This is a genomic window from Streptosporangium pseudovulgare, assembly GCF_014648055.1.
GTDB classification, from domain to species: Bacteria; Actinomycetota; Actinomycetes; order Streptosporangiales; family Streptosporangiaceae; genus Streptosporangium; species Streptosporangium pseudovulgare.
This window is the reverse complement of sequence record NZ_BMQJ01000009.1, coordinates 153,788-179,476: the sequence shown is the minus strand read 5'-3', so window position 1 is coordinate 179,476 and position 25,689 is coordinate 153,788. Positions and strand designations below refer to the sequence as shown.

The window sequence follows — 25,689 nt, the reverse complement described above, 5'->3', positions numbered from 1 at the left end:
TATACAGTCCCGAAAGATCCAGGACGAGCCTGTCTGTGGGGGGTGCGTAGTTGGTAGTCGCGCGCCCCACGGATAGCAACATCTGAGAGCTTTGCCTTGGCTTCCTGGTCGTAAGCAGCAACTATGGACTCAAGGCTGAACGCGCGTCGGCTCACAGGCTGGCTCCGGCGATTGTGACGATACCGGCCCCGAGCATGGCTGCTACCGCCTGTGCTCGTAACGAAGCAGCGGGGGAGTACTTCGAACTCATAGTCACCATCAATCTGGATTGATCATGATCAGTCCAGACTCTTCAGCGGTGACAGTTATGCGCCGAGCCCTTTGATTCGATGGATATCGGGGTGTTCGGATCGTTATCAACCTTCACGTTTTAAGCCCATCGGGCCATAGGAGCACTTGGCTTATCAGTCAAGGAGCTCCGGGTGACGGCTCGTGAGAGCTCGGCGAGCTGTTACGTAACGCTCGTGGAACTCCTCGGCCAAGGCTTCGCGACGGTAGCGCTGGCGTAGGGCGCGGTCGAGGTCGCCGGCTCGGTGGACGAGGTCGGTGAGGGACCGGCGGTCGATATCGAAGGCGGCCATGCCTTGCTCCACTGAGGCGTCGAGGTCGCCGCGGCGGGCGTGGATGATGCCGAGGTCGATGTGGGCGTCGGCGACGCGCATGGGGGCGTTGCTGGTGCCGTCGGTGCGAGTGTGCATCTGGATGGTTTCCAGGGCGTGCTCCTCGGCGCGGTCATTATCTTCGAGCCAGGTGTAGGCGGTGGCGGCGTAGAAAACCCACTTGCCGTGGTCGAACACGAAGTGGTGATCCGGGTTGGTGGGGAGCGGAAGCTTGGCGAGGATGTCGGCTCCGCGAGTGAGGGCCTTGTCTGCTTCTCGGCGGTCGCCGATACGGGCCAGGCCGCGGGCCTCTTGCAGGGTGAGTTGCACCATGGCGCTGGACTGGCCGGCTGTGGCCTGGCCCATGCGGGCGGCGGTGACCACCTCCTCATAACGGCCTTCGACCAGGGCGAACCACGCCGACATCTCATAAGCCCACCCCATGAGCTCACCGTGCCCGACCTGGCGGCCCATCTCATAGGCGGTACGGCGGGCGGTCTCGGCCTCCTCCCGTTCGCCCAGGTCGTAATGCACACATCCCAAGAGCGCGGTCAGCCATCCGGTGATGACCAGGAGTTCGCGATGCTGGTCGAGGGTGATCCGGCCGGACAGCAGGCGGGTGATCTGCGCGAGGCGCTTCTGTGTCCGGTCGCGCAACGTGGCGGCGGGAACGACCGGATAGGCCCGGCACAGTAGATCGACGGCCTCGGCGAGCGCTTCGAGCGTGCCGGTTCCGACATCGGACGCCTGGAGCTGCTGAGCGAGTTCCATGGTCCCGTACAGGTCGGCCTCGGCGCGGAGCGCGTCCATAGGCACGATGGTCGTCGCCTCGATCAGACGGCCCTGGCCGCGCCGGTTCTGGCGAAACCCCAGGGCTTCGGGTTGCAGGCCGGTCAGTTGGGTGAGGGCGCGCCGGTAGGAGGTGTGCGGCCATGAGACCTCGCCGGCCTCCCATCGCCTGATCCGCTCCTCGTCGCACGCTAATCGCTCGGCGATGCCGGTCGGGGTGGCGTTGATCCGGTCGGCCATGTCGGCGCGGGTGAGCTGGTGCTCGTTGCGCCAGGCCCGGAGTTGGACATTCGGGATGTTGTCGGACATCTCGGGTCTTCCTCCCGGCTGGGGGCTCAAGAGGGGGAAAGAAGGGGGGCCTTTCGGGGTCCTAGCGATCACGATTTGCCGGTGGACTTGCCATCAAGCAACCACGGTACGTCAGCCCGCCTTCCGCCGCAGGGAGCGCGGATCACAACGAGGAGATGGCGATGGTGACTCAGCTGGAAGGGAAGCGGCGCGACGCGTCCGTGCCCCTGAGCACCGGGACGTGGAGCCGAATCGCTCGGCTCGCGCCGTGCGCTTCTCCTCGGCGAGAGCGGCGATGACCATTACAGGTACGGAGAACAGGAATGTCTAGACTGCCTCGCGGGCGGCCGGGCCGGAGGGAGCGTCGGATGAATCCGATCATGCAGGCCGCCGCGGCCTTCACCGAACACCAGCGCCGGCAGCGTGAGGCGTTCGCGCTCACTCGTTTGCGCGATGAGCTGCTGAAGCACAAGGTCCATGCCGAGCTGCGTGACAACGACAGCGCTCTGATGGTCCATCGTCCCGGCGGGGTCGGCCTTCCGGTGTGGGTGTTCGTCGGGTACGGCGGGGCCTATTACTCCTGGCAGTCCGCGGAGAAGCGTCACCCGGTGAGTGATCTCCAGGGCGCAGCACAGGTCTTGGCCGACTATGTCGGTCGCTGAGACGGGCATGGCGAGGCGGTGAGTCCGTCGGTTGGAGGGGGCCGGAAGGGCGTTACCTCTTCCTCGCCGTGCCTCCCGGCTCCCCGGCGGGCAGTAGAGCATGGTCGCGCGACCCACCTCCTGTACGCGCGTCTTCCCCCTGTCTCTCCTGCCTGCCGGGGCTGCCTCATGCCCGCCGCGCCATCCTTGGTGGAGGTCCTGCTCCCTGCCGACCGGCACAAGCTGGAAGACGCCTATCCGATCGAATGATCGGCCCCTAATCGAACCAGACCACCAGTCGCACGCCATCGTCTCCGAACCGCCCCGCCAGGGCTCGCATCACCTCGAAGACGTGTTCCCACCCGGTGCCCGGCCCCAGCGCGTGCAGCCGTGTCACCGGGCCGTATTCAAGCGTTGCTCCGGCAGCTTCCCAGCGGCCTGCCGGTGCCTCGACAGGCGAGCCTCCCAGAGGGGGCATGCCATATTGCTCGACCATCTCGCTGGGCCACCGGTCATCGATTCGATACCTGTGGATGCGGTGGGTCGAGGAGCCCGGCCCTGAGCGGACCTGAAGCATTCCGCGCGCGGCCGGGCGGGCGGACATGTCGAGATCACGCAGCTCCGACCAGGCGACCCACGTGCAGCCATGCATGGCGACATCAACCCCCACGGAGCCTTCGTAATCGGTACGGACATGCGCTGACACGTCGGCCGGTAAACCGCGGCCGGCCGCGACCGGGGTCCAGCCGAGCCAGTTACGGACGCCGAAGAGACAACCGAACGCCACGTGGTCATCGCCGTCGTACAGCGGATAGAGGGGCATGGACACTGGCCACGGCTCTCCCTCGTACCACTCTTCAGCGGCGGACGGGTGACGAGCCTCAATGAAACCGTAAATGTCGGTGGGCACGGCGGCAGGTTAGAGGAAGCCGGATCACCGCCACTTACGATCGTCGTTCGTGACCACGAGCCGCCTCTGCATCTGCCCTCTGTGCTGCCGCCGCACTCGGCGCGGCAAGACGGATGCCGGCGCGCTGAGAGGCAAGGCTGGGCCGTTCTAGTCGCTCGTGATGAAGGCGAGGACGACCAGCAGGGACAAGATCGTCCCTATGTCGAACAGCCATTCAGTAACCAGATCAGGGCCAGGATGATCAGGGCGATGCCGCTCCAACGCCGTAGCTTCGCAACCTCTGACGTCATGATCTGGATTCTTGCTCCGATGCCGGAGAGCCGGTGTGGCAGGTCGCGGTCATGGACACCGCCCCGGGAGGTGGGGCTGCCCGGTCTACGCTTCCATGATCTGCGTCACACGGGTGACAAGCTCGCCGCCGGGCCGGATGCCGGGCCCAAGGATCTGATGGCCCGTATGGGTCACGACAACGTACGGGCGGTGATGATCTGTCAGCGTGCCGTACGCGGTGCGGGCAGAGCGATCATGGATGCGATCGACCGGTGACTCGAAGCGCGCGATGAGGATGAGGGAGCCGGGACGGTGGCGGGGTGATCCGGAACCTGACGGCCCGCGAAGATCGAACAGCTCAGAGAACAAACAAGGCCCGAGTCGGGGAGTGCTCCCTGACCTGGGCCTTTCGGGTGGAGCGGGTGACGGGAATCGAACCCGCGCTGTCAGCTTGGGAAGCTGATGTTCTGCCATTGAACTACACCCGCAGCGGTGTGCCGCGTCCACCACTGTAGCGGAAACTCCGACCACTCTCACCGTCTGCGCCGTCCGCGGAGGAGGAGATTTCCCGGCGCGACCGGCGGCGTGGCGTTGGTAGGTTGCCTCACGTGCTGCTTTCCGACCGTGACATCGCCGCAGAGATCGAATCTGGCAGGGTCAAGCTCGATCCCTTCGACCCCGAGATGATCCAGCCGTCCAGCATCGACGTGCGCCTGGACCGTTACTTCAGGGTCTTCGAGAACCACCGGTACCCGCACATCGACCCGGCGGTCGAGCAGCCCGGCCTCACCCGGCTGATCGAGCCGGACGGCGACGAGCCGTTCGTCCTGCACCCGGGGGAGTTCGTCCTCGCCAGCACCTATGAGGTCGTCAGTCTCCCGGACGACATCGCCTCGCGGCTGGAGGGCAAGAGCTCGCTGGGCAGGCTCGGGCTGCTCACCCATTCCACAGCCGGCTTCATCGACCCCGGCTTCAGCGGCCACGTGACCCTGGAGCTCTCCAACGTCGCGACGCTGCCGATCAAGCTCTGGCCGGGGATGAAGATCGGCCAGCTGTGCATGTTCCGGCTCAGCTCGCCCGCCGCGCATCCGTACGGCTCGGAGCGGTACGGCTCGCGTTACCAGGGGCAGCGGGGGCCGACGCCGAGCCGCTCCTACCTGAACTTCCACCGGACCTCGATCTGAGCGACCCGGACCGGGGGCCGTCTGCCGAGCCGGACCGCCCGGCCCGCTCGGCCCGGACCGGGGCGCCCGGACCGCCGGTCCGGGCCGGGCGGCCCGCAGGAGGCAACGGTACGGCGAAGCCCCCGGAAAGTGAACGCAAAGTGAATATCAGATGAACATGAGGCCATAGAGATCCACTCGATCTGACGGGGAATGAGGTATTCGAGTGACGGAGTGACCGAAATCACGGTCGCCGTCCGAAAGCCCTGGATGACCGGGGCCCTGTCATCGCAGGTGGGAGGGCTCGCCTACGCTCGGGGGGCGGGGGAGGGCGTGCACGGGGAGAAGAAAGCGTGGCGGGCGGGTCAAGCCGCAGCTGGCGGTCCTTCTTGCCGGCCCCCGCTCGGCGTAATATGGCCCAAAACCAGCAAAACGGTCATCGGAAAGATGAGCCCAAGGCTTCCTCCGGAAGGGTGCCGCCAGGTATACACCGGGCAGCGGCAGTTGGAAGAGTAGGCGTCTACTGGGTGAAGTTCGGATTTCCGCTGGTAACCCGTACCCTTCTCTGCGGACCATCCCCGCACATCTGGAGAACGACGTGCGCCTGCGTCTCACGCCTAGTGAGGACAGCTACTACGACTTGTTCGCCGACTCGGCGAACAACCTCGTCACAGCGTCCCGTCTACTGGTCGAGATCATCAGCGACGGATCGGACAGGGACGCCCTGGCCGAGAAGATGCGTGCCTGTGAGCACGCCGGTGACGAGCGCACTCACGCGATCATGAACCGGCTCAACGAGAGCTTCATCACGCCCTTCGACCGCGAGGACATCTACCGCCTCGCGTCGAACCTCGACGACGTGATGGACTACATGGAGGCCGCCGCCGACCTCATCGGCCTGTACCAGATCGACCACCTCCCCAAAGAGGTCGTCCGCCAGGTGGAGGTCCTGGAGCGCGCAGCCGAGCTGACCGCGGAGGCCATGCCGCGGCTGCGTTCGATGCGGAACCTCAACGAGTACTGGATCGAGATCAACCGTCTGGAGAACCAGGCCGACCAGGTCTACCGGCGCCTGCTCGCCAAGCTGTTCGGCGGGGAGTACGACGCGCTGACGGTTCTCAAGATGAAGGAGGTCATCGACCAGCTGGAGATGGCCGCCGACGCCTTCGAGCACGTGGCGAACACGATCGAGTCGATCGCGGTCAAGGAAAGCTAAGTGGACCTCACGCTCGTACTCGTCATCGGCGTGGTCGCCGTGGCGCTGGCGTTCGACTACACCAACGGCTTCCATGACGCCGCGAACGCGATCGCGACCTCGGTCTCGACCCGCGCGCTGACGCCCCGGGCCGCCCTGTTCATGGCCGCCGCCATGAACTTCCTGGGCGCCCATCTGGGCACGCAGGTGGCGGCGACGGTCGGCAAAGGCATCATCGACGCCCCCAAAGGGGTCCACGGCCTGGTGATCGTGGTGTCCGCGCTGGTCGGGGCGATCTCCTGGAACCTCATCACCTGGTACTTCGGCCTGCCCTCGTCGAGCAGCCACGCGCTGATCGGCGGCCTCGTCGGCTCGGCCCTGGCCTCGTCGAGCGTCGTCCACTGGGACGGCGTGATCGAGAAGGTCGTCATCCCGATGGTCCTGTCGCCGCTGATCGGCTTCGTCCTGGCGGCGATCGTCATGATCGGCATCCTCTGGGGCTTCCGCCGTTCCCAGCCGGCCAAGACGAACCGGGGCTTCCGGCACGCCCAGACGGTCTCGGCCGCGGCCATGGCCCTGGGCCACGGCCTGCAGGACGCGCAGAAGACCATGGGAGTCATCTTCCTGGCGCTCGTCGTCGGCGGGTTCCAGCACGAGGGCGACCCGATCCCCCAGTGGGTGATCCTCTCGGCGGCGGCCGCCATCTCGCTGGGCACCTACGCCGGCGGCTGGCGGATCATGCGGACGCTCGGCCGCCGGATCATCGCGCTCACGCCCCCGCAGGGCTTCGCCGCCGAGGCCGCCGCGGCCTCCGTGCTCTACACCGCGGCCATCGGCTTCGGCGCCCCCATCTCCACCACGCACACGGTCACCAGCGCGATCATGGGCGTGGGCGCCACCAAGCGCCTGTCGGCGGTGCGGTGGGGCGTCGCGGGCAACATCGTGATGGGCTGGATCCTCACGATCCCCGCCGCCGCGGCCGTCGCCGCGGTGTGCTACTTCGCGGTCCACTGGCTGGTCGAGTAGCGAATCGAGCGGTCGAACTGAGCGCCGGCCGGGGACGTCCCGGCCGGCGCTCCGCCGTCTCCACCGCCTTCACGGCCTCCGCTCCACCGCCTTCACGGTCTCCGCGGCCGGGCGGTGCCCTACCTGCGGTACATGACGTCGACGTCCCACCGGGTGAAGCCCAGCTTCTCGTAGAGGCGGACCGCGGCGACGTTGCTCTCGTCGGCGTACAGCATGACCTGCGAAAGGCCCAGGGAGCGCAGGTGGGCGAGGCCTGCCAGGGTGAGCGCCCTGCCCAGCCCGCCGCCCTGCTCGTCCGGATCCACGCCGACCACGTACACCTCCCCGATCGGGTCGTGCGCGTGGTCGCCGTCGCCGTGCACCTTGGTCCAGTGGAAGCCGACCAGCCGCCCGCCCCCGGCGCGCCCACCGGCCGGCCCGTCGTACGGCTCAGCGCCCGGTCTACCGGCTGCTCCGTCGTACGGCTCAGCGCCCGGCCCGTCGGCCGCCCCGCCGTACGGCCCGTCGCCCGGCGTGCCGGCCTCCCCACCCGGCGGCTCCTCGGCCGCCCGCTCGGCGAGGAAGAAGCCCGCCGGGTCGAACCACGGCTCATGCTCGCGCCGCCGCAGGTCGTCGAGCGTCCACGTGCCCTGCTCGGGGTGGTGGGCGAACGCCTTCGCGTTGAGGGCGACCCACGCCTCCTCGTCCGAGGAGCCGGGCTCGAACGTGCGCAGCCGTACACCCGCGGGCAGTTCGAAGGGAGGGAGGGGCTCGGTCAGCGGGCGGCGCATCTGCCACAGCGACCTGACCCTGCCGAACCCCGCCGACGTGGCCAGCGCCTCGGCCCCCGGGTGCCCGCCGTGCGCCCACAGGCGCAGCCGCCCCCCGGTCCGCTCCAGCACGGCCGCGAGCAGGCGCCGTCCGTGGCCGCGCCGCCGGAACGCCGGGTGGATCACCAGCTCCCCGCTCGGCCCCTCGACCGGGTCGGTCGGATCGATGTGGGCGTAGCCCGCGAGGACGTCCCCGTCGTAGAGGAGCACGGCTCCCGCCCGGTCGTCGCCGCCGTAGCGGAGATGGAGCATCACGTGTTCGTTGAGCGGCCTGACCCCGTCGGCCTCCGTGGCGGCCGCGACCACCTCCATGACGGCGGCCACCTCCGCCTCGCCGAGCCTTCCTCGCTGTTCCACACGCACGTTCATGCTCTGGACTCTAGGCGGAGCCCGGAACGGGAAGGTTGTCCGGACCGGCTGAATCACCCACTTCCGGCGGGGTGAATCGTTACCTCCTGGACATTGCTTACATAGATTGCCGTTTTAGGGTCGTGGGTCATGATGTCTCGCTCCCTCCAGCGGCTGGCCCTCGCCGGTGCCCTCGCCGGCAGTGGCCTCGCCCTCGCGGCGGGGTCGGCCCAGGCGGGGTCGGCCCAGGCGGCCGACCGGCCCGCCAAGACGGTGCCGGTCCGCCTGCTCGCCCTCAACGACTTCCACGGCAACCTGGAGCCCCCGACCGGGTCCTCCGGCCGTATGGTCGACGAGACGGGCGCCACCGTCGACGCCGGCGGCGCCGCCTACATCGCCACGCACATGGCGCAGCTGACCGACAAGAACACGCTGAAGGTCGCCCAGGGCGACCTGATCGGCGCCAGCCCCCTGATCTCCGCCGCCTACCACGACGAGCCGTCGGTGGAGTTCCTCGGCAGGCTCGGCGTCACCGCCTCGGCCGTCGGCAACCACGAGTTCGACGAGGGATACGGCGAGCTGCGACGCATCATGTACGGCGGCTGCCACCCGGTGGACGGCTGCTCGCCCGCCGGGCGGTGGAAGGGCGCGCGGTACGACTACCTCGGCGCCAACGTCCTGTTCAAGCAGTCCACCGGGACCGCCGAGAAGCAGGCGCTCGCCGCCTTCGGCGCGGGGAACCCGGCCTCGCTGCGATCGCTGCTGAAGGACTACGGCATCCCGGCCCTGCCCCCGGTCGCCATCCGCTGGATGAACGGCGTGCCGATCGGCTTCATCGGCCTGGTCACCCAGAGCACCCCCGGCATCGTCACCTCCGAGGGCATCAAGGACCTGCGGTTCATCGACGAGGTCAAGGCCGCCAACGTCGCCTCCAAGCTCCTGTCGCTGGTCGGCGTCAAGGCGCAGGTCGTGCTGGTGCACGAGGGTGACCAGGTCGCCGCGGGCAAGTCGCCCGACTCGTGCAGCGCCGAGCCGGGCGCCGGCACCCGCATCGCCACCCAGGTGGACCCCCAGATCGACATGGTCCTCACCGGCCACTCGCACCAGGCGTACCTGTGCCAGGTGACCGACCCGGCGGGCGGCAAGCGCCTGTTCAGCCAGGGCGGCTCGTTCGGCCGGGTGATCACCAAGGTGGACTTCCAGGTGGACGTCCGCACCCGCGACGTCGTGCGCTCCACGGTCGCGGCCGACAACCAGGTCGTCACCCGGACCGTGGATCCGGACGAGGACACCTCCACGTTCGTCCAGACGTGGAAGGACCGTGTCTCGCAGATCGCCAACAGGCCGATCGGAAAGATCACCGCTGACATCGTCAACACCGCCGCCCCGTCCGGGGAGTCGCCCCTGGGCAACCTCATCGCCGACGGCCAGCTCGCCGCGACGAAGACCGGCGGCAACGCGCAGATCGCGCTGATGAACCCGGGCGGCGTGCGCGCCTCGCTCAGCTACGCGAGCTCCCCCGCCGACGAGGGCGACGGGGTCGTGACGTACGGCGAGGCCTTCACGGTGCAGCCGTTCAACAACCTCATGCAGGTCGTCACGCTCACCGGAGCCCAGCTCAAGACCGTCCTGGAGCAGCAGTTCACCGGCGGGCCCAACGCCCAGCCGTTCACCAAGATCCTGCAGCCGTCGTCGAACTTCACCTACACCTACAGCACGAGCGCGCCGTGGGGTTCGAAGGTCTCCGACATGAAGATCGACGGTGTCGCCGTGACCGACACCCAGACGATCCGGGTCGCCGCCAACAACTTCCTCGTCGGCGGCGGCGACACGTTCCAGGGCTTCACGGCCGGCACCGACCTGTGGAGCGGCCCGCTCGACATCGACGCCTTCACCGCCTACCTGACCGCGGCCGGGACGATCACGCCGCCGGTCCCGAACCACATCACCGTCGCGCCCTGACCCGGCGCGAAGCTCGACCGGCCGCCTCCCGCCGCGCGCGCGGGGGGCGGCCCGGCACCCGGGCCCGCCACGTGCGGCCCGTCGCCGCGCCCCGGGAGCCCGTGGGGCGGGCCCCGGCCCTCGCCTCCGAGGTCCTCGCGCGTGCGCCGCTACGAAATGCGGGCCGGTGCCCCGGCCCTCAGGACGGGGAGCGCGTCAATTGTGGGCGGGCTCGCGCCTGTCGGTGGCCTCCTCGCCCCGCTCGGGGACGAAGCGGTACCCGACGTTGCGCACGGTGCCGATCAGCGCCTCGTACTCGGCGCCGAGCTTGGCGCGCAACCGCCGGACGTGGACGTCCACGGTCCGGGTACCGCCGAAGTAGTCGTAACCCCAGACCTCCTGCAGGAGCTGGGCGCGGGTGAAGACCCGCCCGGGGTGCTGGGCGAGATACTTCAGGAGCTCGAACTCCTTGAAGGTCAGATCCAGCGCGCGGCCGCGGAGCCGGGCGGTGTAGGTGGCCTCGTCGATCGTCAGGTCACCGTTGCGGATCTCGTCGGGGACCTCCTCGGCGGCCGCCTGGTTCAGCCGGCCCACGGCCAGCCGGAGCCGGGCCTCGACCTCGGCGGGGCCGGCGGTGTTGAGGACGACGTCGTCGGCGCCCCACTCGGCGGTCATCGCCGCGAGCCCGCCCTCGGTGACGATCACGAGGAGCGGGCAGGTGATGCCGGTGGTCCGCAGCAGCCGGCACAGGCTCTTGGCGTGGACGAGGTCGCGGCGCGCGTCGAGCAGCACGGCGTCCGCGGGTGGTGCGTCTATCAGGGCGGACGCTTCCGCGGGGGCGACCCGGACCGGATGCAGCAGCAACCCCAGCGCCGGGAGCACCTCCGCAGAGGGCTCCAGGGCGTTGGTGAGCAGCAGCAGATTGCTCACAGTGCCTCCTTCCGCGTCGTGCGGCGAAAAGCCGTACAAACACGTAAAGGACCCGGGGGCTACGTCGCCCAGGTCCCGTAGTAGGTGAGGATAGCCCACGGGGTCGAAGGAACCAGCGGCCGTCCACCTGATGAACACCGGTTACATCCGGTGAGTTACCCGTGACGACGCCGTCACCATGCGTGTTTCGAAGGAGTTGGTCAGAAGATGGCGAAAGGTGTGATCCGCTACTGGGCCGCCGCGAAGGACGCGGCCGGCGTCGCCGAGGAGCCCTTCGAGGCGGAGACCCTGGCCGATCTCGTGGCGGATGTCACAGCGGGCCGCGAACCGCTGGCCCGGGTCGTCAGGAGGTCGTCGTTCCTGGTGGACGGCGACCCGGTGGGGCTGCGGGCGCACGACGCCGTCGCGCTTCCCGAAGGGGCGACGGTGGAGGTGCTCCCGCCCTTCGCCGGGGGGTGACGGCCGGGCTCCGCCCCGGCGACAAGAGGCCGAAAACGTCACACACCTGGTAATGATGAGGTGTTTCCCGGGAAATTACCCGGGGGACGCCGCCATGGCGTTCGGGCCGGAACCGGGGACGGACAGGGAGTCGGATGCGTAAGCTGGCCGCTTTTCTGATTGTGCTGCTCGTTCTCGTGGGCGTCCTCGACCGGGTCGCGGCCGCCGGGGTGGAGCGGGAGATCGCCACCAGGGCGACCGCCGAGTACGACCTCGCCTCTCCACCCGAAGTGGATATCAAGGGCATTCCTTTCCTGACCCAGGCGATCTCCGGGCGGTACGACGAGGTCCGGGTCGCCACCGGCGCCCTGGAGATCTCCGGCATCCGGCTGGCGGGCGTCGACTTCACCCTCTACGGGGTCACCGCCCCGCTGCGGGACCTGGTGCTCGACGGCGGCAACGTGAAGGTCCGCGCCGACCGGGTCGCCGGGACCGCGATCGTCTCGCTGGACACGCTGAACCGCAGGGCCCCGCAGGGGTTCAAGGTCGCGGTGGACGGCGACGCCCTCAAGGTGGACGGCGAGCTGACCGTCCTGGGCCGGAAGGTGGCCGCGGAGGCCAGGATGAGGATCGGGGTCGAGGGGGACGGGCTGCGGATCGCCCCGGAGAAGGTCACCCTGGCCGGCGGCATCCCGGTGCCGAACGCCGAGAAGGCGATCTCCTACCGGATCCCGCTCCGGAACCTGCCGTTCAACCTCAAGGTGACGGGCGTGAACGTCGTGCCGGAGGGGCTGCGGATCTCCGGCGAGGCGACGGACGTCCCCCTCCAGGGCTGACCCGGCCGCCCCGGCCGGTCGTCTTCTGCGGCCGGCCGGAGAGGCGTCCGGAGCCGGTCGGTTTCCGTGGTCGACTGGAGAGGTGCCCGAACCGATCCGCCCCGCCGTACGTCATGGGGGTGTGAGCCGAGCCGGAACCGCCGACGAGCAGCTCGTCAGGGCGCTCTTCGACGAACACGGCGGGCCACTCTACGGCTACGTCCTGCGGCTGACGGGCGATCCGGGGAGAGCGGAGGATGTCGTGCAGGAGACGCTTCTGCGGGCCTGGCGGCATCCCGACGCGCTCAGCGGCCGTCCCATCCGGGCGTGGCTGTTCACGGTGGCCCGCAACCTCGTCGTCGACCAGCATCGGGCGCGCAAGGCGCGTCCCCCGGAGACGGGGGACGAGGCGCTCGCCGTGCTGCCCGCCGACGACGAGCTGGAGCGGGCCGTCGAGTCGTGGGCCGTCGCCGAGGCGGTGGCCACGCTGCGGCCCGAGCACCGTGAGGTGCTGGCCGAGGTCTACTACCGGGGGAAATCGGTCAAGGAGGCGGCCGAAACGCTGGGCGTGCCGGCCGGAACGGTGAAGTCGCGCACGTACTACGCGCTTCGGGCGCTGAAGCTGGCGCTGGAGGAGCGGGGGCTCGCGCCATGATGATGATGTGTGACGAGGTCCGGATGTCGCTCGGCGTCTACGCGCTGGGGGCGCTGGATCCTGAGGAACGGGTGCTCGTGGAGGCGCACCTCGCCGAGTGCGCCGCCTGTCGGACGGAGGCCGAGGAGCTGGGCGGGGTGGCCGCCCTGCTCGGCCGGGTCGCCGAGGAGGACGTGGCGCAGGCGGTCAGCCCGCCCCGGGTGGTGCTCGACCGGCTGCTCAGCGAGCGGCTGCACGACGACAGGGCCAGGAAGCGCCGGACGGCCCGGGCGCTGCTCGCCGTGGCGGCCTCGGTCGTGGTCGTCGGGATCGGCGGGACGGTGTGGATGACCGCCGGGCAGCCCGCCGCGGACCGTCCGGCCGCGGCTCCGGCGGCCTCGCAGTCCCGGCCGGAAGCCTCCCGGAGCGGGACCCTCCTGCGGGACCAGGGGTACGGCAAAGCCGCGCCGAAGCGCTCCGCGCCGTCCGAGAACCCTGAGAGCGAGGTCAGGATCCTGCTGGAGGCCCCGCAGGGCCGTGAGTTCGAGGGTCGCGACGGCGCCGCCCACGCCACGGTGACGGTGACGGCGGGCGCCGGACCGAGCGCCGGACCGAGCGCGGGACCGGCCGCGTCGGCGGGCGCGGAGCGGGGCGCAGCGCCGAGCGCGGTCACGGTCACGCTGTCCGGGGTGCCCGGCGGGACCCGCTGCCGCCTGGTGGCGGTCGGCGCGGACGGCGTCCGCCGGACGGTCACCGAGTGGACCGTCGGCCGGGCCGTCCACGGCAACCCCGGCGTCTCCGCCGGGAGCGCGGTCACCGGGACCACGACGCTCCGGCCCGAGGACATCGAGCGGTTCGAGGTCGTCGCCGGCGGCAGGGTGCTGCTCCGCCTCGCCCCCCGCTGACGGCCGGTATCTGCCCGACGGCCGGACGCCTCCCGCTCCGGGCGGCGTCCGGCCGGGGCGGGGCCCCTCGTGCCCTCCCCTCCGTGTCCCGCCGTCCTCCGCCCATCCGGGACGCCTCCCCGGAAGGCCCCGGGCGGACGGGAATGACCGCCGCCGGCGGCGCGTTGTCGGCTCCGTGACCGGACTCGCGGTGCTGCTCGTCACGCTCGCCCTGGCGACGCTGACCGGGGTGGTGCTGCGGCGGCGCGCCGTGCCGCGCGACACGGGAGGCGGGAGGAGAGGCGACATGGGACGCCTGACGTCCGAGCAGCTCGCGGCGGAGCTGGGGGAGCGGGCCACTCTCGTGCAGTTCTCCAGCGCCTTCTGCCAGCCGTGCCGGGCGACCCGCCGGGTCCTCGCCGAGGTCGCCGGGATGGTGCCCGGCGTGGCGCACGTGGAGATCGACGCCGAGGCGCGGCTCGACCTCGTCCGCGCGCTGAACATCCTGCGCACCCCCACCGTGCTGGTCCTCGACGGATCGGGTCGCGTGGTGAGACGCGCCTCCGGACAGCCCAGGAAGGCCGACGTGATCGGGGCCCTGGGACTCGCCGTCGGCGACTGAACCGGGTCCTCCGAGCCGTGGTCTCCGAACCGGGGCCTCCGAGCCGTGATCTCCGAACCGTGATCCTCCGGACCGCGACTCTCCCGTCCGCCGAACATGGATGTCTCACGAATTGGACGGGGATGTGACAGAGGGCGGGACGTCGGGGTAATCTCGTTCGTATGATCCTGACGACAGAGCTGCTGACGAAGCGGCGCGCGGTCGACTTCTGCCGCGTGACCACCGCGCTCTGTCGCTTTTCCTAAGGGCGATCTCAAGCGGCCCCGCGCCGCGCCGATCCGCACACCCTTGGGGAGCATCGAGCGATGCACGTCGATCCCAGAGCACTCCGTTTCGCCGCGACCGTGACGACCGCCGTTCTCGCGATCGTCCTGATCACGGGGAGCACGTGGCTGCTCGCCGCCCAGGCCGTGGTCTTCGGGCTGGGCGTCTTCGGAGCGTCGCCGTACGGGATGGTCTTCAAAGGGATAGTGAAGAGCCCGCCCAGTGTGCTGGAGGACGCCGCCCCGCCGCGCTTCGCGCAGGGGATCGGCCTCGCCTTCACCCTGGCGGCCCTGGTCGGATACATCACACGGATCACGCCGCTGGCCCTCGGCGCCACCGCCGCGGCCCTCTTCGCCGCCTTTCTCAACGCCGTCTTCGGCTTCTGCCTCGGCTGCGAGATGTTTTTGATCATCCGCCGATCACTGCCTGCAAGATAATTCCGGAGGATTGCCATGAGCCGTTCCGCCACACTGGTGGACGCCGACTGGGTCGAGGCCAACCTCGGCACGCCCGGTGTCGTTCTCGTCGAGGTCGACGAGGACACCAGCGCATACGAGAAGGGTCACATCCGGGGCGCCGTGCGGATCGACTGGAGGACCGACCTCCAGGACCCGGTCCGCCGCGACTTCGTCGACCGCGAGGGCTTCGAGGCACTGCTGTCCGCCAAGGGGATCTCCAACGACGACACCGTCGTCCTCTACGGCGGCAACAACAACTGGTTCGCGGCCTACGCCTACTGGTACTTCAAGCTCTACGGCCACGAGAACGTCAAGCTCCTCGACGGCGGCCGCAAGAAGTGGGAGCTGGAGTCGCGCGAGCTGGTCAAGGACGTCCCCGAGCGTCCGGCCACCCAGTACCGCGCCCAGGAGCAGGACGGTTCGATCCGCGCCTTCCGTGACGACGTCGTCGCCGCGATCGGCAAGCTCAACCTGGTCGACGTGCGCTCGCCCGACGAGTTCACCGGCAAGCTGCTCGCCCCCGCCCACCTCCCGCAGGAGCAGGCGCAGCGCGCCGGCCACGTGCCGACCGCGCGCAGCATCCCCTGGTCGAAGGCCGCGAACGACGACGGCACCTTCAAGTCCGACGAGGAGCTGAAGGCCCTCTACGAGGCCGCCGGCGTCGACTTCGGCAAGGACACCATCGCTTACTGCCGCATCGGCGAGCGTTCGGCCCACACGTGGTTCGTGCTGCACGAGCTGCTCGACCAGGCCAACGTCAAGAACTACGACGGTTCGTGGACCGAGTACGGCTCGCTCGTGGGCGTGCCGATCGAACTGGGAGAGGCCCGATAATGACTGACGGATGCGCTGCTCCGGAGCAGACTGTTGCTCTTCCGGCCGGGATCGACCTCTCGACCCAGGCCGTCATCCAGGGGGTGGTCTCCGGCGCCGGCACCGCGTACGCGCGCCTGCTGGACCACTCCGGCGAGTTCACCGGCGAGGTCGTGGTGTCCGACGAGGGCGTCTTCCGCTTCTTCGCCGCTCCCGGTGACTGGACCGTCCGCATCATCGCGGGCGGCGGCGTCACCAAGGACATCCCCGCCCAGGCCCGCCTGGGTGAGGTGACCCAGCTCAGCGTGACGGTCTGACCGTCCGGACCCGTTCCGGCGGCCGGCCCGTCCGGCCCGCGTCACGGCTCTGAGGGCCGGCGTTCCCCGCGAGGGGGCGCCGGCCCTCTCGCGTTCCCGGCCCTCTCGCGTTCCCGGCGTTCCCCGCGAGAGGGCCGGGCTCCCGTTCCGGCTCGGATGCCGCCCGGGGCCGGGCTCCCGGTGGCCGGCGCCGAACCCGGGTCCCGGACGGGCGTGTGGGTCCGGTACGGCCGGCGACGCCGATCGCTACGATTCGTCGGGTGCCCGGAACGCCTGTCATGCCTCAGACGTCAGCCCCGACGCCGCCGCGGGCCGTCGGCCGGGCCCCGGCCGCGCCCACGGCGTACTCGCTCCCCCTCCACGCGCTGCGGATATTCGGGTCCCGCGCCGCCTCGCTGGTGCTGTGGTTCTCGGCGGGGCGGGCCGTCCGCGCCGGCCTGATGTGGGCGGGCACCGAGGTCTCCCACGGCGACCACCGGCAGGTGCGGCTCGTCGTCACGATGCTGATCTTCACGTTGATCGTGCTGAACGAGCTCGTGGTCACGGTGGGCATGCTGCACTCGGTGCGCGGCGCGCTCCGGGAGATCCGGGTACGGCGGGCCGGAGACGAGGCGGACGAGAGCCTGTTCGGCGCGCTCAACCGGGCCACGCTGGTCTTCGCCACCATCTACCTGGCCTGGAGCTTCCACGTCGAGGACGCCAGGGAGTTCGTCGCCCTCGACCGCACCCGCAACGCGGGCGAGGACCTGCTGCTCCGGCCGCTCACCGGCGAGGAGTCCACCACCGGGACCGGCCTCATCGCCCTCGACGTCCGGCTCTCCATCGCCATCGCCGTGGCCGCCTACCTGCTCAGGGGGCTTTTCGGCTGGTGGCACGCGCAGGGCAGGGTCAGGGGCAGCGGGATGCTGGCCGCCTTCTTCGAGTTGGCGTTCGCGTTCTACGGCATCAACGCGATGTTCACCCTCGTCCAGGCCCGTTCCGACTGGCTGTCCCAACGGGTGGTCGTCGACGCGCTCGGCGACCAGGTCAAGTGGCTGGAGGAGAACGTCCCGGGCTGGAAGGAGATCGCGGCCCGGATCGGGGAGGTCTGGCCGTACGTCGTGGACGCGCTGATCGGGCCGCTGACCTGGCTGACGGTCGCGGCGCTCGTCTACGGCGCGTTCGCCGAGGACACGAGGTCGGTCGTGCGGGGGACCCGGCTGGACACCGTGGCCGGACGGATGGAGCGGACCCACTCCCTCACCCGGTCCACCATGACGCGGATGACGGCCGGGTTCCAGGAGCGCTGGGTGCCGCCGGTGAACGCCTTCCGGCTCGCCGCCCGCGGGGGCGCCGCGCTGTTCGGCATGTTCTGCCTGTGCTACGTGCTCGTCCGGGTGGGCGCCGACCACGCCACCCAGGGCGTCAAGATGCTGATCGGCAACCCGGAGCCCTTCAGCTGGGTGGCGTGGGGTGCCGCCGCGTCGGTCCTGCGCGACCTCGTCGTCGACACGCTGACGATCTGCCTGCTGGCGGCGACGTTCGACATCGCCGCCACCCGCGCCAGGGAGACCGGCGAGGCCGTCGGCGCCTGAGGCGCTTCCCAGCGTCCGAGAGGCGTCGGAGAGGCGTCCGGGGGTGTCCGGGGAGTGTCCGAGGGGCCGTCGGCCGCCGGACGGCCCCCGGCGGAACGGGAGGCCGGTGAGGTCGTCAGCGCCTGAAGCAGAGGACGTTGTCGTTCAGTTCGCTCTCCCGCGCGGTGCGCTTCATCGAGTCCTCGAAGGACTCGTTCTCGATCGTCCGGAAGGAGCTCGGACGCACGCACACCGACACCTCGCGGGCGAGGGCCCTGGGCACCAGGCTGAGCACGTCGTAGTGGTACGGCGTGCCGACCCTGTGCTCGGCGGCGTCGAGGGGGACGTCGTCCTCGGTGATCTGAGCCACCCAGGACCGGCCGTCGGGGTGGCGCACCTCGACGTCGGGGATGCCGCGCCGGATCACGCCCTCGGGGTCCAGGGCGGTCCGGGTCAGCCTGATCCTCAGCCACCGCCGGTCCGGCTCCAGCGGGCGGTCGCCGGGCAGGCCGTCCGACTCCTCCACGGCCACCTGCCAGGAGACATGCTGGAACGTGGCGGTCCGGCCGGCGGCGAACGTGTGGACACGGTCGTCCGGCCGCGCGTCTTTGTAGGTCAGGTACCCGTCCCACGTCGGGACGGCCACGGCCACGGCCAGTGCCAGGACCGCCGCGGTGACCCGGAGCGCGGTGCGGGCCGGACGCCGGGCGGGGGCGGGAGGCGCGGGGAGGTCCCCGCGCGCGGCCCCGGGGATCTCCAGCGGGCCGGGCGGCGGCGCGGACCGGGGCAGCGGGGCCGACCTGACCGCGGGGAACGGCTGCGTGGAGGCGCCCCCCGGCTCGTCCCGGGCCACGGGGGGCCAGACCTGGCGGTCGGGGAAGGCACGGTGCCCACCGGACATCCAGGGCGCCCCGCCGGCGGCGGGCCCGGGACCACCCGGGTGGGGCGCAGGGGCCGGCCCGGGGTCGCCTGGGTAGGGAGCCGGAGCCGGTCCGGGGCGGTCCGTACGGGGAGCCGGAGCCGGTCCGGGGCCGCCCGTACGGGGAGCCGGAGCCGGTCCCGGGCCGCCCGGACGGGGAGCCGGTGTGGGCGCCGCCGGGCCGGGGGACGCCGGTCCCCGGCCGGGGACCGGCGCCGCGGACCGGGGGCCGTGGGGAGGGGCGTCCTGGGCGCGCGGGGTGAACCAGCCGCCGGAGTCCCGGCCGCCGGGAGGCGCCGTCACGGCTTGCCCGCCAGCGTGTGGACGTCCTTCGCCGTGGAGACCAGGCGCGCCGCGGCGGCCTCGTCCAGCCCGAGGTCGATCTCCACCTCGGGGGCGGAGGGCTCGATCAGCGCTCCGTTCCCCTCCTGCGGATGCACCACGATCCGGGCCCCGGCCAGCTCGGCGGGCGGGACCTCGAAGACCGCGACCCTCCTGGTCCACCAGCCCCACTGGATGAAGGGGCCCGTGATGGTCAGGTCGCCGTTCACCTTGTCGGTGGCGGCGTACCGGCGTCCGCTCTCCGTCAGGAGGACCGGCGGGGCGATCCGCTGCGGGACCCGGGTGGACGTCGCGGCCAGGTCGACGACGAGGAAGATCCCTTTGGTGGTGGCCCGCTGCGCCGTGCCGGAAGAGGTGCCGGACGAGACGCCGGACGAGGCGCCCGGGGACGTGCCGGCCTCGATGGTCCTGGCGGCGTGGACCCCCTCCGCCCGCACCGAGATCCGCGAGGCGGTGACCGTCTCCCCGAGGCCGCCGGTCCAGGTGAGGGGGCCGCTGTGGTCGTCGCGGGAGAAGGCGAACGACTGGGCGGCGACCGCCGTCGCGGCGAGGGCCGCCCCGGCGAGCAGACCGCCCAGCCTGCGCCACCGGCCGGGGGCCGGCCTGACCATCACCCGGCCGCCTTCCGCCGGACGGGCAGGGTGACCTGCGCGGCGACGACCGGGGGCCCGTCGTCGTCCTTGGCCAGGAGCCAGCCGACCTCCTGGGTGAACCCCTCGGCGTGCTCGAAGGTGCCGACGTCGAGCCGCACCTGCCCGGGCGGGCGCCGCCCCTCGGGCAGCTCGTACCGCACCACGACGGTGGACTCCATCCCCGGGTGCAGCTGCTTGCCGGGCACGCCGTCGGCCTGGACGGACACGTCGGGGCCGAAGTCGCTCCTGATCTCCGGGGTCATCCTCAGCAGGGACCCGGCGAAGAAGTAGCCGGGCTTCCCGCCCTGCCCCGGCGCTCCCACGCCGGTGGTCTCGTCCCCCTTGTTGGTCACCTGGAACACGATCTCCAGGTACCGCTTGTCCGGCTCGCCGTACCGGCCGGGCCGGACGGTGGTGCGGGACTCCACGAACCTCGTGGTGAACTCCCCCTGGTCGAGGACGGCGCCGGGCCCCAGCCGCCTGGGTGGGTCGTCGGGCGCCTCGTCGAGGCCGCCGAGGGCCGCGGTGATCCCCAGGCCGGTGGCCGCGACGAGCGCGGCGACCGGCACCGCGATCGGGCGACGCCGTCGGGCCGCCGCGCCGCCGGGGGGAGACGTCATGGCACAGGATGGTAATCGCTGATCTTCATGTCGTTCGACACACAGGTCCCACCAGCACTGGATAACCAACGGAAAATACAGCAGATTGGTGGGAACGCCGCCCGGAACGGAGATCCAGCTCCTACGCTGTCACCGAGGCGGCGAGGGTCCTATGGCGGAGGTTCCGTGGCGGACGTGCATCCCGAGCACGCGCAGCTCCAGGCGGACCGGATCTACCTGGGCTGGCAGTATGCCCTGCTCCACCCCGACCCGGGCCCCGCGCCCAGACGTCCGTCCCCCGCCGACGAGACCGTCGCGGCCGACCTGCCGAAGATCGACCCCGAGTGGGCGCGCAGGGAGCGGCTCAACGAGAACCTGCTGAACCGGCCGATGCGGACCTTCCGCGCGTTCATGGGCGTGCTGGCCGCGCTCATCCTCGTCCTCGGCGTCAGCCACCTGCTGAGCTGGTCGTTCGCGGCCGCCGGGCTGGTCGCGACCTGCGGGGTGGCGGTGTTCTGCAGCTACTCCATCCATCAGGGCGGCAGGACGGTCCGCCACCGCATCCGCGAGCACGAGGAGGCCGGCGACCGGCTGCGCAGGGAACGCGACAGGACCCTGTACCGCGCCCAGGAGGAGCACGCCGCCCGCTACCGGGAGTGGGCCGAGAAGAAGGAGCGCCACGACCGCCAGCTCACCTGGTACGCCGTGACCGTGCCGGACGAGCTCGACCGGATCGACGTCGCCGGGGGCACGCTGGCCGGCTGGTCGGCGCTGATCACCCTGCTCGGAGCGACCCGCCTCTACAGCGGCGGCCACCTGACGGTCCTCGACCTGTCGGAGGGCGCGGTCGCCAAGGACCTGATCGAGCTGGCCCGCCGCGGCGGCGACGACCCGCTGGTGTGGGTGCTCCCGGTGGACCTGCCCCGGCTCGACCTCGGCGCGACGCTCGCACCCGAGGCGTTCGCCGATGTGCTCGCGCACGTGGTGAGCGTCAGCGAGGAGCACCGCACCACCCGCGACCTGTCGTTCGACAACGCGATCCTGGAGCGGGTCCTGGAGGTCCTCGGCGAGAACGCCACGATCAACCAGGTCACCGCCGCGCTGCGGGCGCTGGCCCAGGTCGGCGACCCCCGCGAGGACCTCAGGCTCGGCCTGATCACCGCCACCCAGCTGGATCGCATCGGCACGCTGTTCGGCCGGGGCGTCAGCGACCGGGTGGTCATCGAGCGGGCCTGGGCGCTGGAGTCGCAGCTGCGCAAGCTGGAGACGCTCGGCTCCGAGGCCGTACGGCTGCCGCCCGCGCGGCTGCGCGTGGTGTCGATGGACCGCCAGGCGGGCGTGTTCGGCAACCGGGTCCTCGGGACGTACGTCGCCACGGCCCTCACCCACATCCTGCGCCAGTCGCCCGCCTCCGAGCGGCCCTGGTACCACACGATCGTCGTCGCGGGCGCCGACAAGCTCCGCGGCGACGTCCTGGACCGGCTGATGGACGCCTGCGAGACGTCCAGGACCGGGCTGGTGCTGACCTACCGGTCGCTCACCCCGACCGTGCGGGAGCGGCTCGGCCGGGGGCACGCGGCGGTGGCGTTCATGCGGCTGGGCAACGCCGAGGACGCCCGGGTGGCCAGCGAGCACGTCGGCACCGAGCACCGCCTGGAGCTGGCCCAGCTCACTGAGACGATCAGCGCCGCCGGGGCCGGGATGGACGGCGGCTACGTCTCCACCGTCGGCCACACCGACGACGGCGACGACCGTGACGCCGGCCGCCCCGATCTCAAGGAGGACATCACCTCCTCCACCGAGTGGGGGCGCCGCGCGACCGAGGCGATGGGCGAGACCGAGCGGGTGCTGCACCGCTCCAGGGAGTTCCTCGTCGAGCCGCACGAGCTGCAGCAGCTCCCCACCACCTCGGTGATCGTCACTGACGCCACCGCCCACGGCCGCCGGGTCCGCCTCGCCGACGCCAACCCCGCGATCCTCACCTTCCCCAAGACGACGCTGGGGGAGTTCGAGGAGATCAAGGAGGCCGTGCTGGAGCGCGGCCGGCGGGAGGAGGAGCCGGAGGTCCCCGCGCCGGGTCCGTTCGTCGACGCGCCGCCCAACCTGGGCCCTCCGCCGGCCCGGCTCGACTGGCGCACGCGTCAATGAAGCGTTCTTTTCCGGTAAGGGGATGGTCAGCAGGCGGGTGTCCTCCACCGTGGAGGTCCGACCCTGGTCGCCGGGGTGGTCCGCCTCCCGGCCCGCACCGGCCGGTACGGCGGGGCCGCCCGTGACGCGTCAACACCCCGGCGTCGAGCCGGGTCCCCCGGGTGGAGACCAACAGATGCAGCCAAGCGTGTCCCTTCCCGCCGGTGGTCTGACCGGCCCCTGGTACCGGATTCAGGCGATCACCGCGCCGTCCCGCAGCTCGTCGGCGGAGTGGGACTTCGTCACGGTCCTGCCGGCCGTGCTGTCGGCCGCGCAGCGCAACCGGCCGTTCGTGGTCGGCTGGCTGTCGCGCGGCTCCGGCGCCCCGCTGGAGCTCGTCACCAACGCCGGGCCGCTGACCCCGCCGCGCCCGCCACGCCGGGCGGCCGACATGGCGGCCGAGGCCGATCCGGTCCCGGCCGCCTCGGAGCCGCTGCTGTTCCCCGCCGGGGCCAGGGGCGTGCGGATCGGCGACGAGTGGCTGCGCGACCTGGCGGACCTCGCCTGGACCGCCTGCCCCGGCCGGCAGGCCCCGCCGCTCGGCGGGCGCCGCGAGCCGGACGCCGACGAGGTCAGGCGGCCCACGCTGTTCGAGTCCACGCTGGTCACGCTGATGTCGCGGCCGTTCGCCTGGCTGGTGGTGGCCGAGCGGACCGACCTGCTGGACGCCGAGGTGGCGCACCTGCGAACCCAGCTCAACGTGCTGCGCCAGTACGGCGACGCCTCCGAGCGCTCCCGCTACGACGCCGAACGCGCCGAGCGGCGCATGCAGGAGCTGGACGCCTTCCGCGAGGCCGGGCTGTGGAGCGTACGGGTGCTGGCCGGGGCGGCCGGGCCCGAGGAACTGCGGCAGATCGCGCCGGTCCTGGTCGGCTCGGCTGAGATGAGCCACCACCCCTACCGGCTGCGCAGCGCGCTGTCCGGCCCGGTGTACGGCTTCGCCGAGGCGCTGTCGGTCACCCTGCAGGACCCGGCCGACGGCAGCGCCGCGCCGTTCGCCGCGACCGCGGGGGCGCTGGCCGCGCTCGCCGGGCTGCCGCGCCGGGAGGTGCCGGGGGTCCGGGTGCTCGACGCGGGTTTCTTCGACGTCACCAGCGAGGCGGAGGCCGTCTCCGGAGCCGGGACCGTCGAGCTTGGGTCGATCCTGGACGGCCAGAACCGGGCGGTCGGCTCGTTCCGGGTGCCGCTCGCCACCCTCAACCGGCACGCCTTCGTCACCGGCGCCACCGGCTCCGGCAAGTCGCAGACCGTCCGGCATCTGCTGGAGCAGCTCACCGGCGCGGGCATCCCGTGGCTGGCCATCGAGCCCGCCAAGTCGGAGTACGCCGCGATGGGCGGCCGGGTCGAGCACCTCGCCCCGGTGACGGTGATCAATCCGTCGGCCCCCGAGGCGGTGCCGTTCAGCGTCAACCCGCTCGCGCCCGAGCCGGGCTACCCGGTCCAGGCGCACATCGACATGGTGCGGGCGCTGTTCATGGCCGCCTTCGACGCCGAGGAGCCGTTCCCGCAGATCATGTCGCTGGCCCTGCAGCGGGTCTACGAGGCCAACGGCTGGGACGTGGTGACCGGCTGGGCCGCGCCCGGCGCCGCCGTACGGCCGGCCGTGCCGACCCTCGCGCAGCTCCAGCAGCACGCCATGGACGTCATCCAGGAGATCGGCTACGGCCGGGAGGTCCAGGCCGACGTCGAGGGGTTCATCTCGCTGCGGCTGCGGTCGCTGCGGGTCGGCTCGGCGGGCCGGTTCTTCGAGGGCGGCCACCCCGCCGACATCGGCGACCTGCTCCGGCGCAACGTGGTGCTGGCCATCGAGGACGTCGCCAACGACGAGGACAAGGCGTTCCTGATGGGCACGCTGATCATCCGGATCGTGGAGCACCTGCGGATGCGGGCCAGGACCGAGCGGAGCAGCGGCCTGCGGCACGTCATCGTGATCGAGGAGGCGCACCGGCTGCTGCGCGACCGCGGCGCCGGGCGGGCCAGCACCCACGCCGTCGAGCTGCTGGCCGGCATGCTCGCCGAGATCCGCGCGTACGGCGAGGGCATCGTGGTGGCCGAGCAGATCCCCACCAAGCTGGTCTCCGACGTGGTGAAGAACACCGCGCTGAAGGTGGTGCACCGCCTGCCGGCCGAGGACGACCGGCAGCTCGTCGGGGCCGCGATGAACCTCAGCGAGGAGCAGTCGCGGCAGGTCGTCTCCCTCCAGCCGGGGACGGCGGCGGTCTTCGCCGACGGGATGGACCGGCCGCTGCGGATCCGGGTGCCGCTGGGGGAGGACCGCGAGCGGGCCGTACCCGGCGCCCTGGGGCACACGCCGCCGATCAACGGGCGCCGCTCGGCGGCCTGCGGCCGGGAGTGCCGGACCGGCCGGGCCTGCACGCTCGTGGAGCTGCGTGAGGCCGACCTGCTCGCCGACGCCCCCGAGTGGGCCTGGCTGCGCATCTGGACCGACACGCTGGTGCTGGCCTTCTGCACCGACCGGCCGCTGCCGGGGGTGCCGCGGGCTCTCGCGGACCTGTGGGCGGAGCTGCCGCTGCGGCGCCGCGAGTGCCTGCTGGCCACGGCGGTGGAGCGCGCCGTGGCCCCCCGGGCGTGGTCGCTGCGGACCGTCGCCGACCCGGCGAAGCTGACCGAGCGGGTGGCGGCCACCGCGACCCGGCTGCTCGGCCCGGAACGGGAGGGCGCGGAGCGGCCCGGCCCCGAGTGGGTCATCCCGCAGGTCCGCTGGCTGCACGAGGTGGACCGGCTGTTCCCGCACGACCGGCCCGCGCCCGATCCGCGCTCGCCCGCCCCGGCCCCGGACTACCCGCTGGTCACGCCTCCGCCGGGTGGCGCCGAACTGCTCGGGCACCGGGCCAGGGCGCTGCGCCACCACCCGCTGTCCATGGAGGCCGACCGCAACCGGGCGCTGGCCTGGCGGGTCATCCTCGGCGACGACGAGCGCGAGAGCGTGGAGCGGGACATCCAGACGGTGACGATCGGCGTCGACCCCGCCGACCGGCTCCGGCACGTCGCCCAGACGATGGGGGCGGGGTGGCTGGAGACCGTGCTGGCGTGGCCGCGCCGGTTCGTGCTGCCGTTCGACGCGGCCGCGCCGGAGGACGTCGAGCTCGCCTTCACCGACTGACCCGCGCCCGCCGTACGGCGGGCGGCACGGGCGGCGTGGCCGGGACGGCACGGGCGGGACGGCACGGACGGCACAGGCGGAACGGCGCGGACGGCACGGGCGGCACGGACGCTTTGGAGACGGCACCCCGTGAAGGGGGAACCAGGCGCGCCGTACGAACGGGACGGACGGTGCGACCT

Annotated in this window: 24 protein-coding genes and 1 tRNA gene; 17 read left to right on the top strand and 8 right to left on the bottom strand. The window is 71.6% G+C overall.

Features of this window, described 5'->3' with window-relative positions; all coding sequences use genetic code 11:
* Positions 1-404: 404 nt before the first annotated feature.
* The gene (locus IEZ10_RS19240; protein WP_189247889.1) at positions 405-1,697 is read right to left on the bottom strand and encodes an NsdA family TPR-like regulatory protein; all 1,293 of its coding nucleotides are present in this window, start codon (positions 1,695-1,697) and stop codon (positions 405-407) included.
* Between the two features lie 347 nt (positions 1,698-2,044).
* Here IEZ10_RS19240 and IEZ10_RS19235 point away from each other — a divergent pair, with 347 nt between their 5' ends.
* On the top strand, positions 2,045-2,338 hold the full coding sequence (locus IEZ10_RS19235) for a hypothetical protein (protein ID WP_189247888.1): 294 nt from the start codon (positions 2,045-2,047) through the stop codon (positions 2,336-2,338).
* 256 nt (positions 2,339-2,594) lie between these two features.
* Here IEZ10_RS19235 and IEZ10_RS19230 read toward each other — a convergent pair whose 3' ends face one another.
* The gene (locus IEZ10_RS19230) at positions 2,595-3,227 is read right to left on the bottom strand and encodes a hypothetical protein (protein ID WP_189247887.1); all 633 of its coding nucleotides are present in this window, start codon (positions 3,225-3,227) and stop codon (positions 2,595-2,597) included.
* A 684-nt stretch (positions 3,228-3,911) separates the two neighbouring features.
* A tRNA-Gly gene (locus IEZ10_RS19225) sits at positions 3,912-3,985 on the bottom strand.
* 120 nt (positions 3,986-4,105) lie between these two features.
* Here IEZ10_RS19225 and dcd point away from each other — a divergent pair.
* The 3 genes from dcd (at position 4,106) to IEZ10_RS19210 (ending at position 6,881) form a co-directional block, all read left to right on the top strand.
* A complete protein-coding gene (gene dcd / locus IEZ10_RS19220) occupies positions 4,106-4,681 on the top strand; it encodes a dCTP deaminase (protein WP_189247886.1) in 576 nt (191 codons plus the stop codon).
* A gap of 577 nt (positions 4,682-5,258) precedes the next feature.
* The gene (locus tag IEZ10_RS19215) at positions 5,259-5,876 is read left to right on the top strand and encodes a DUF47 domain-containing protein (protein ID WP_179819942.1); all 618 of its coding nucleotides are present in this window, start codon (positions 5,259-5,261) and stop codon (positions 5,874-5,876) included.
* Positions 5,877-6,881 (top strand): inorganic phosphate transporter, encoded by a 1,005-nt coding sequence (locus tag IEZ10_RS19210; RefSeq protein WP_189247885.1) that lies wholly within the window; start codon positions 5,877-5,879, stop codon positions 6,879-6,881.
* Positions 6,882-7,000: 119 nt separating this feature from the next.
* Here IEZ10_RS19210 and mshD read toward each other — a convergent pair whose 3' ends face one another.
* Entirely contained in the window at positions 7,001-8,059 is a 1,059-nt protein-coding gene (gene mshD, locus IEZ10_RS19205; RefSeq protein ID WP_189247884.1) for a mycothiol synthase, read from the bottom strand.
* Between the two features lie 129 nt (positions 8,060-8,188).
* Here mshD and IEZ10_RS19200 point away from each other — a divergent pair, with 129 nt between their 5' ends.
* Positions 8,189-10,000, top strand: coding sequence for a bifunctional metallophosphatase/5'-nucleotidase (locus tag IEZ10_RS19200; RefSeq protein WP_189247883.1), 1,812 nt, complete (start codon positions 8,189-8,191; stop codon positions 9,998-10,000).
* 195 nt (positions 10,001-10,195) lie between these two features.
* Here the strand turns inward: IEZ10_RS19200 and IEZ10_RS19195 are convergent, their stop codons facing one another.
* A complete protein-coding gene (locus tag IEZ10_RS19195; protein WP_189247882.1) occupies positions 10,196-10,909 on the bottom strand; it encodes a response regulator transcription factor in 714 nt (237 codons plus the stop codon).
* A gap of 207 nt (positions 10,910-11,116) precedes the next feature.
* Here IEZ10_RS19195 and IEZ10_RS19190 point away from each other — a divergent pair, with 207 nt between their 5' ends.
* The 10 genes from IEZ10_RS19190 (at position 11,117) to IEZ10_RS19150 (ending at position 17,728) form a co-directional block, all read left to right on the top strand.
* The gene (locus tag IEZ10_RS19190) at positions 11,117-11,368 is read left to right on the top strand and encodes a MoaD/ThiS family protein (protein WP_189247881.1); all 252 of its coding nucleotides are present in this window, start codon (positions 11,117-11,119) and stop codon (positions 11,366-11,368) included.
* 134 nt (positions 11,369-11,502) lie between these two features.
* Positions 11,503-12,183, top strand: coding sequence for an LmeA family phospholipid-binding protein (locus IEZ10_RS19185; protein WP_189247880.1), 681 nt, complete (start codon positions 11,503-11,505; stop codon positions 12,181-12,183).
* A gap of 121 nt (positions 12,184-12,304) precedes the next feature.
* Positions 12,305-12,817, top strand: coding sequence for a sigma-70 family RNA polymerase sigma factor (locus tag IEZ10_RS19180; protein WP_179819927.1), 513 nt, complete (start codon positions 12,305-12,307; stop codon positions 12,815-12,817).
* A complete protein-coding gene (locus IEZ10_RS19175; protein ID WP_189247879.1) occupies positions 12,814-13,701 on the top strand; it encodes an anti-sigma factor family protein in 888 nt (295 codons plus the stop codon). The genes IEZ10_RS19180 and IEZ10_RS19175 overlap by 4 nt, the downstream gene beginning before the upstream one ends.
* Before the next feature lie 175 nt (positions 13,702-13,876).
* Entirely contained in the window at positions 13,877-14,302 is a 426-nt protein-coding gene (locus IEZ10_RS19170; RefSeq protein ID WP_189247878.1) for a thioredoxin family protein, read from the top strand.
* A 161-nt stretch (positions 14,303-14,463) separates the two neighbouring features.
* Positions 14,464-14,547 carry a putative leader peptide gene (locus tag IEZ10_RS40420; RefSeq protein WP_355638486.1) on the top strand — a complete coding sequence of 28 codons (84 nt, stop codon included), beginning with the start codon at positions 14,464-14,466 and terminating at the stop codon, positions 14,545-14,547.
* 60 nt (positions 14,548-14,607) lie between these two features.
* A complete protein-coding gene (locus IEZ10_RS19165; protein ID WP_189247877.1) occupies positions 14,608-15,003 on the top strand; it encodes a DUF4395 domain-containing protein in 396 nt (131 codons plus the stop codon).
* A gap of 15 nt (positions 15,004-15,018) precedes the next feature.
* Positions 15,019-15,858 carry a sulfurtransferase gene (locus tag IEZ10_RS19160; RefSeq protein ID WP_189247876.1) on the top strand — a complete coding sequence of 280 codons (840 nt, stop codon included), beginning with the start codon at positions 15,019-15,021 and terminating at the stop codon, positions 15,856-15,858.
* Positions 15,858-16,154 carry a DUF1416 domain-containing protein gene (locus tag IEZ10_RS19155; protein WP_179819916.1) on the top strand — a complete coding sequence of 99 codons (297 nt, stop codon included), beginning with the start codon at positions 15,858-15,860 and terminating at the stop codon, positions 16,152-16,154. The genes IEZ10_RS19160 and IEZ10_RS19155 overlap by 1 nt, the downstream gene beginning before the upstream one ends.
* A gap of 278 nt (positions 16,155-16,432) precedes the next feature.
* Positions 16,433-17,728, top strand: a complete 1,296-nt coding sequence (locus IEZ10_RS19150) for a hypothetical protein (RefSeq protein WP_189247875.1) — start codon at positions 16,433-16,435, stop codon at positions 17,726-17,728.
* 115 nt (positions 17,729-17,843) lie between these two features.
* On the opposite strand, the gene IEZ10_RS19145 is transcribed toward IEZ10_RS19150, so the two are convergent.
* From IEZ10_RS19145 to IEZ10_RS19135, 3 genes are all read right to left on the bottom strand, one after another.
* On the bottom strand, positions 17,844-18,608 hold the full coding sequence (locus IEZ10_RS19145; RefSeq protein ID WP_189247874.1) for a hypothetical protein: 765 nt from the start codon (positions 18,606-18,608) through the stop codon (positions 17,844-17,846).
* Between the two features lie 317 nt (positions 18,609-18,925).
* Positions 18,926-19,582, bottom strand: coding sequence for a hypothetical protein (locus tag IEZ10_RS19140; RefSeq protein WP_189247873.1), 657 nt, complete (start codon positions 19,580-19,582; stop codon positions 18,926-18,928).
* Entirely contained in the window at positions 19,579-20,220 is a 642-nt protein-coding gene (locus IEZ10_RS19135; RefSeq protein WP_189247872.1) for a hypothetical protein, read from the bottom strand. The genes IEZ10_RS19140 and IEZ10_RS19135 overlap by 4 nt, the downstream gene beginning before the upstream one ends.
* Before the next feature lie 165 nt (positions 20,221-20,385).
* Here IEZ10_RS19135 and IEZ10_RS19130 point away from each other — a divergent pair, with 165 nt between their 5' ends.
* On the top strand, positions 20,386-22,347 hold the full coding sequence (locus IEZ10_RS19130) for a hypothetical protein (RefSeq protein ID WP_189247871.1): 1,962 nt from the start codon (positions 20,386-20,388) through the stop codon (positions 22,345-22,347).
* 175 nt (positions 22,348-22,522) lie between these two features.
* Positions 22,523-25,510, top strand: a complete 2,988-nt coding sequence (locus tag IEZ10_RS19125) for an ATP-binding protein (protein ID WP_189247870.1) — start codon at positions 22,523-22,525, stop codon at positions 25,508-25,510.
* Positions 25,511-25,689 lie beyond the last annotated feature (179 nt).

Bases quoted from the DNA above. Each gene is read 5' to 3' on its own strand.
- IEZ10_RS19240 (WP_189247889.1), bottom strand. From the start codon at position 1,697: ATGTCCGACAACATCCCGAATGTCCAACTCCGGGCCTGGCGCAACGAG.
- IEZ10_RS19235 (WP_189247888.1), top strand. From the start codon at position 2,045: ATGAATCCGATCATGCAGGCCGCCGCGGCCTTCACCGAACACCAGCGC.
- mshD (WP_189247884.1), bottom strand. From the start codon at position 8,059: ATGAACGTGCGTGTGGAACAGCGAGGAAGGCTCGGCGAGGCGGAGGTG.
- IEZ10_RS19200 (WP_189247883.1), top strand. From the start codon at position 8,189: ATGATGTCTCGCTCCCTCCAGCGGCTGGCCCTCGCCGGTGCCCTCGCC.
- IEZ10_RS19190 (WP_189247881.1), top strand. From the start codon at position 11,117: ATGGCGAAAGGTGTGATCCGCTACTGGGCCGCCGCGAAGGACGCGGCC.
- IEZ10_RS19185 (WP_189247880.1), top strand. From the start codon at position 11,503: ATGCGTAAGCTGGCCGCTTTTCTGATTGTGCTGCTCGTTCTCGTGGGC.
- IEZ10_RS19175 (WP_189247879.1), top strand. From the start codon at position 12,814: ATGATGATGATGTGTGACGAGGTCCGGATGTCGCTCGGCGTCTACGCG.
- IEZ10_RS40420 (WP_355638486.1), top strand. From the start codon at position 14,464: ATGATCCTGACGACAGAGCTGCTGACGAAGCGGCGCGCGGTCGACTTC.
- IEZ10_RS19165 (WP_189247877.1), top strand. From the start codon at position 14,608: ATGCACGTCGATCCCAGAGCACTCCGTTTCGCCGCGACCGTGACGACC.
- IEZ10_RS19160 (WP_189247876.1), top strand. From the start codon at position 15,019: ATGAGCCGTTCCGCCACACTGGTGGACGCCGACTGGGTCGAGGCCAAC.
- IEZ10_RS19155 (WP_179819916.1), top strand. From the start codon at position 15,858: ATGACTGACGGATGCGCTGCTCCGGAGCAGACTGTTGCTCTTCCGGCC.
- IEZ10_RS19150 (WP_189247875.1), top strand. From the start codon at position 16,433: ATGCCTCAGACGTCAGCCCCGACGCCGCCGCGGGCCGTCGGCCGGGCC.
- IEZ10_RS19145 (WP_189247874.1), bottom strand. From the start codon at position 18,608: ATGTCCGGTGGGCACCGTGCCTTCCCCGACCGCCAGGTCTGGCCCCCC.
- IEZ10_RS19135 (WP_189247872.1), bottom strand. From the start codon at position 20,220: ATGACGTCTCCCCCCGGCGGCGCGGCGGCCCGACGGCGTCGCCCGATC.
- IEZ10_RS19125 (WP_189247870.1), top strand. From the start codon at position 22,523: ATGCAGCCAAGCGTGTCCCTTCCCGCCGGTGGTCTGACCGGCCCCTGG.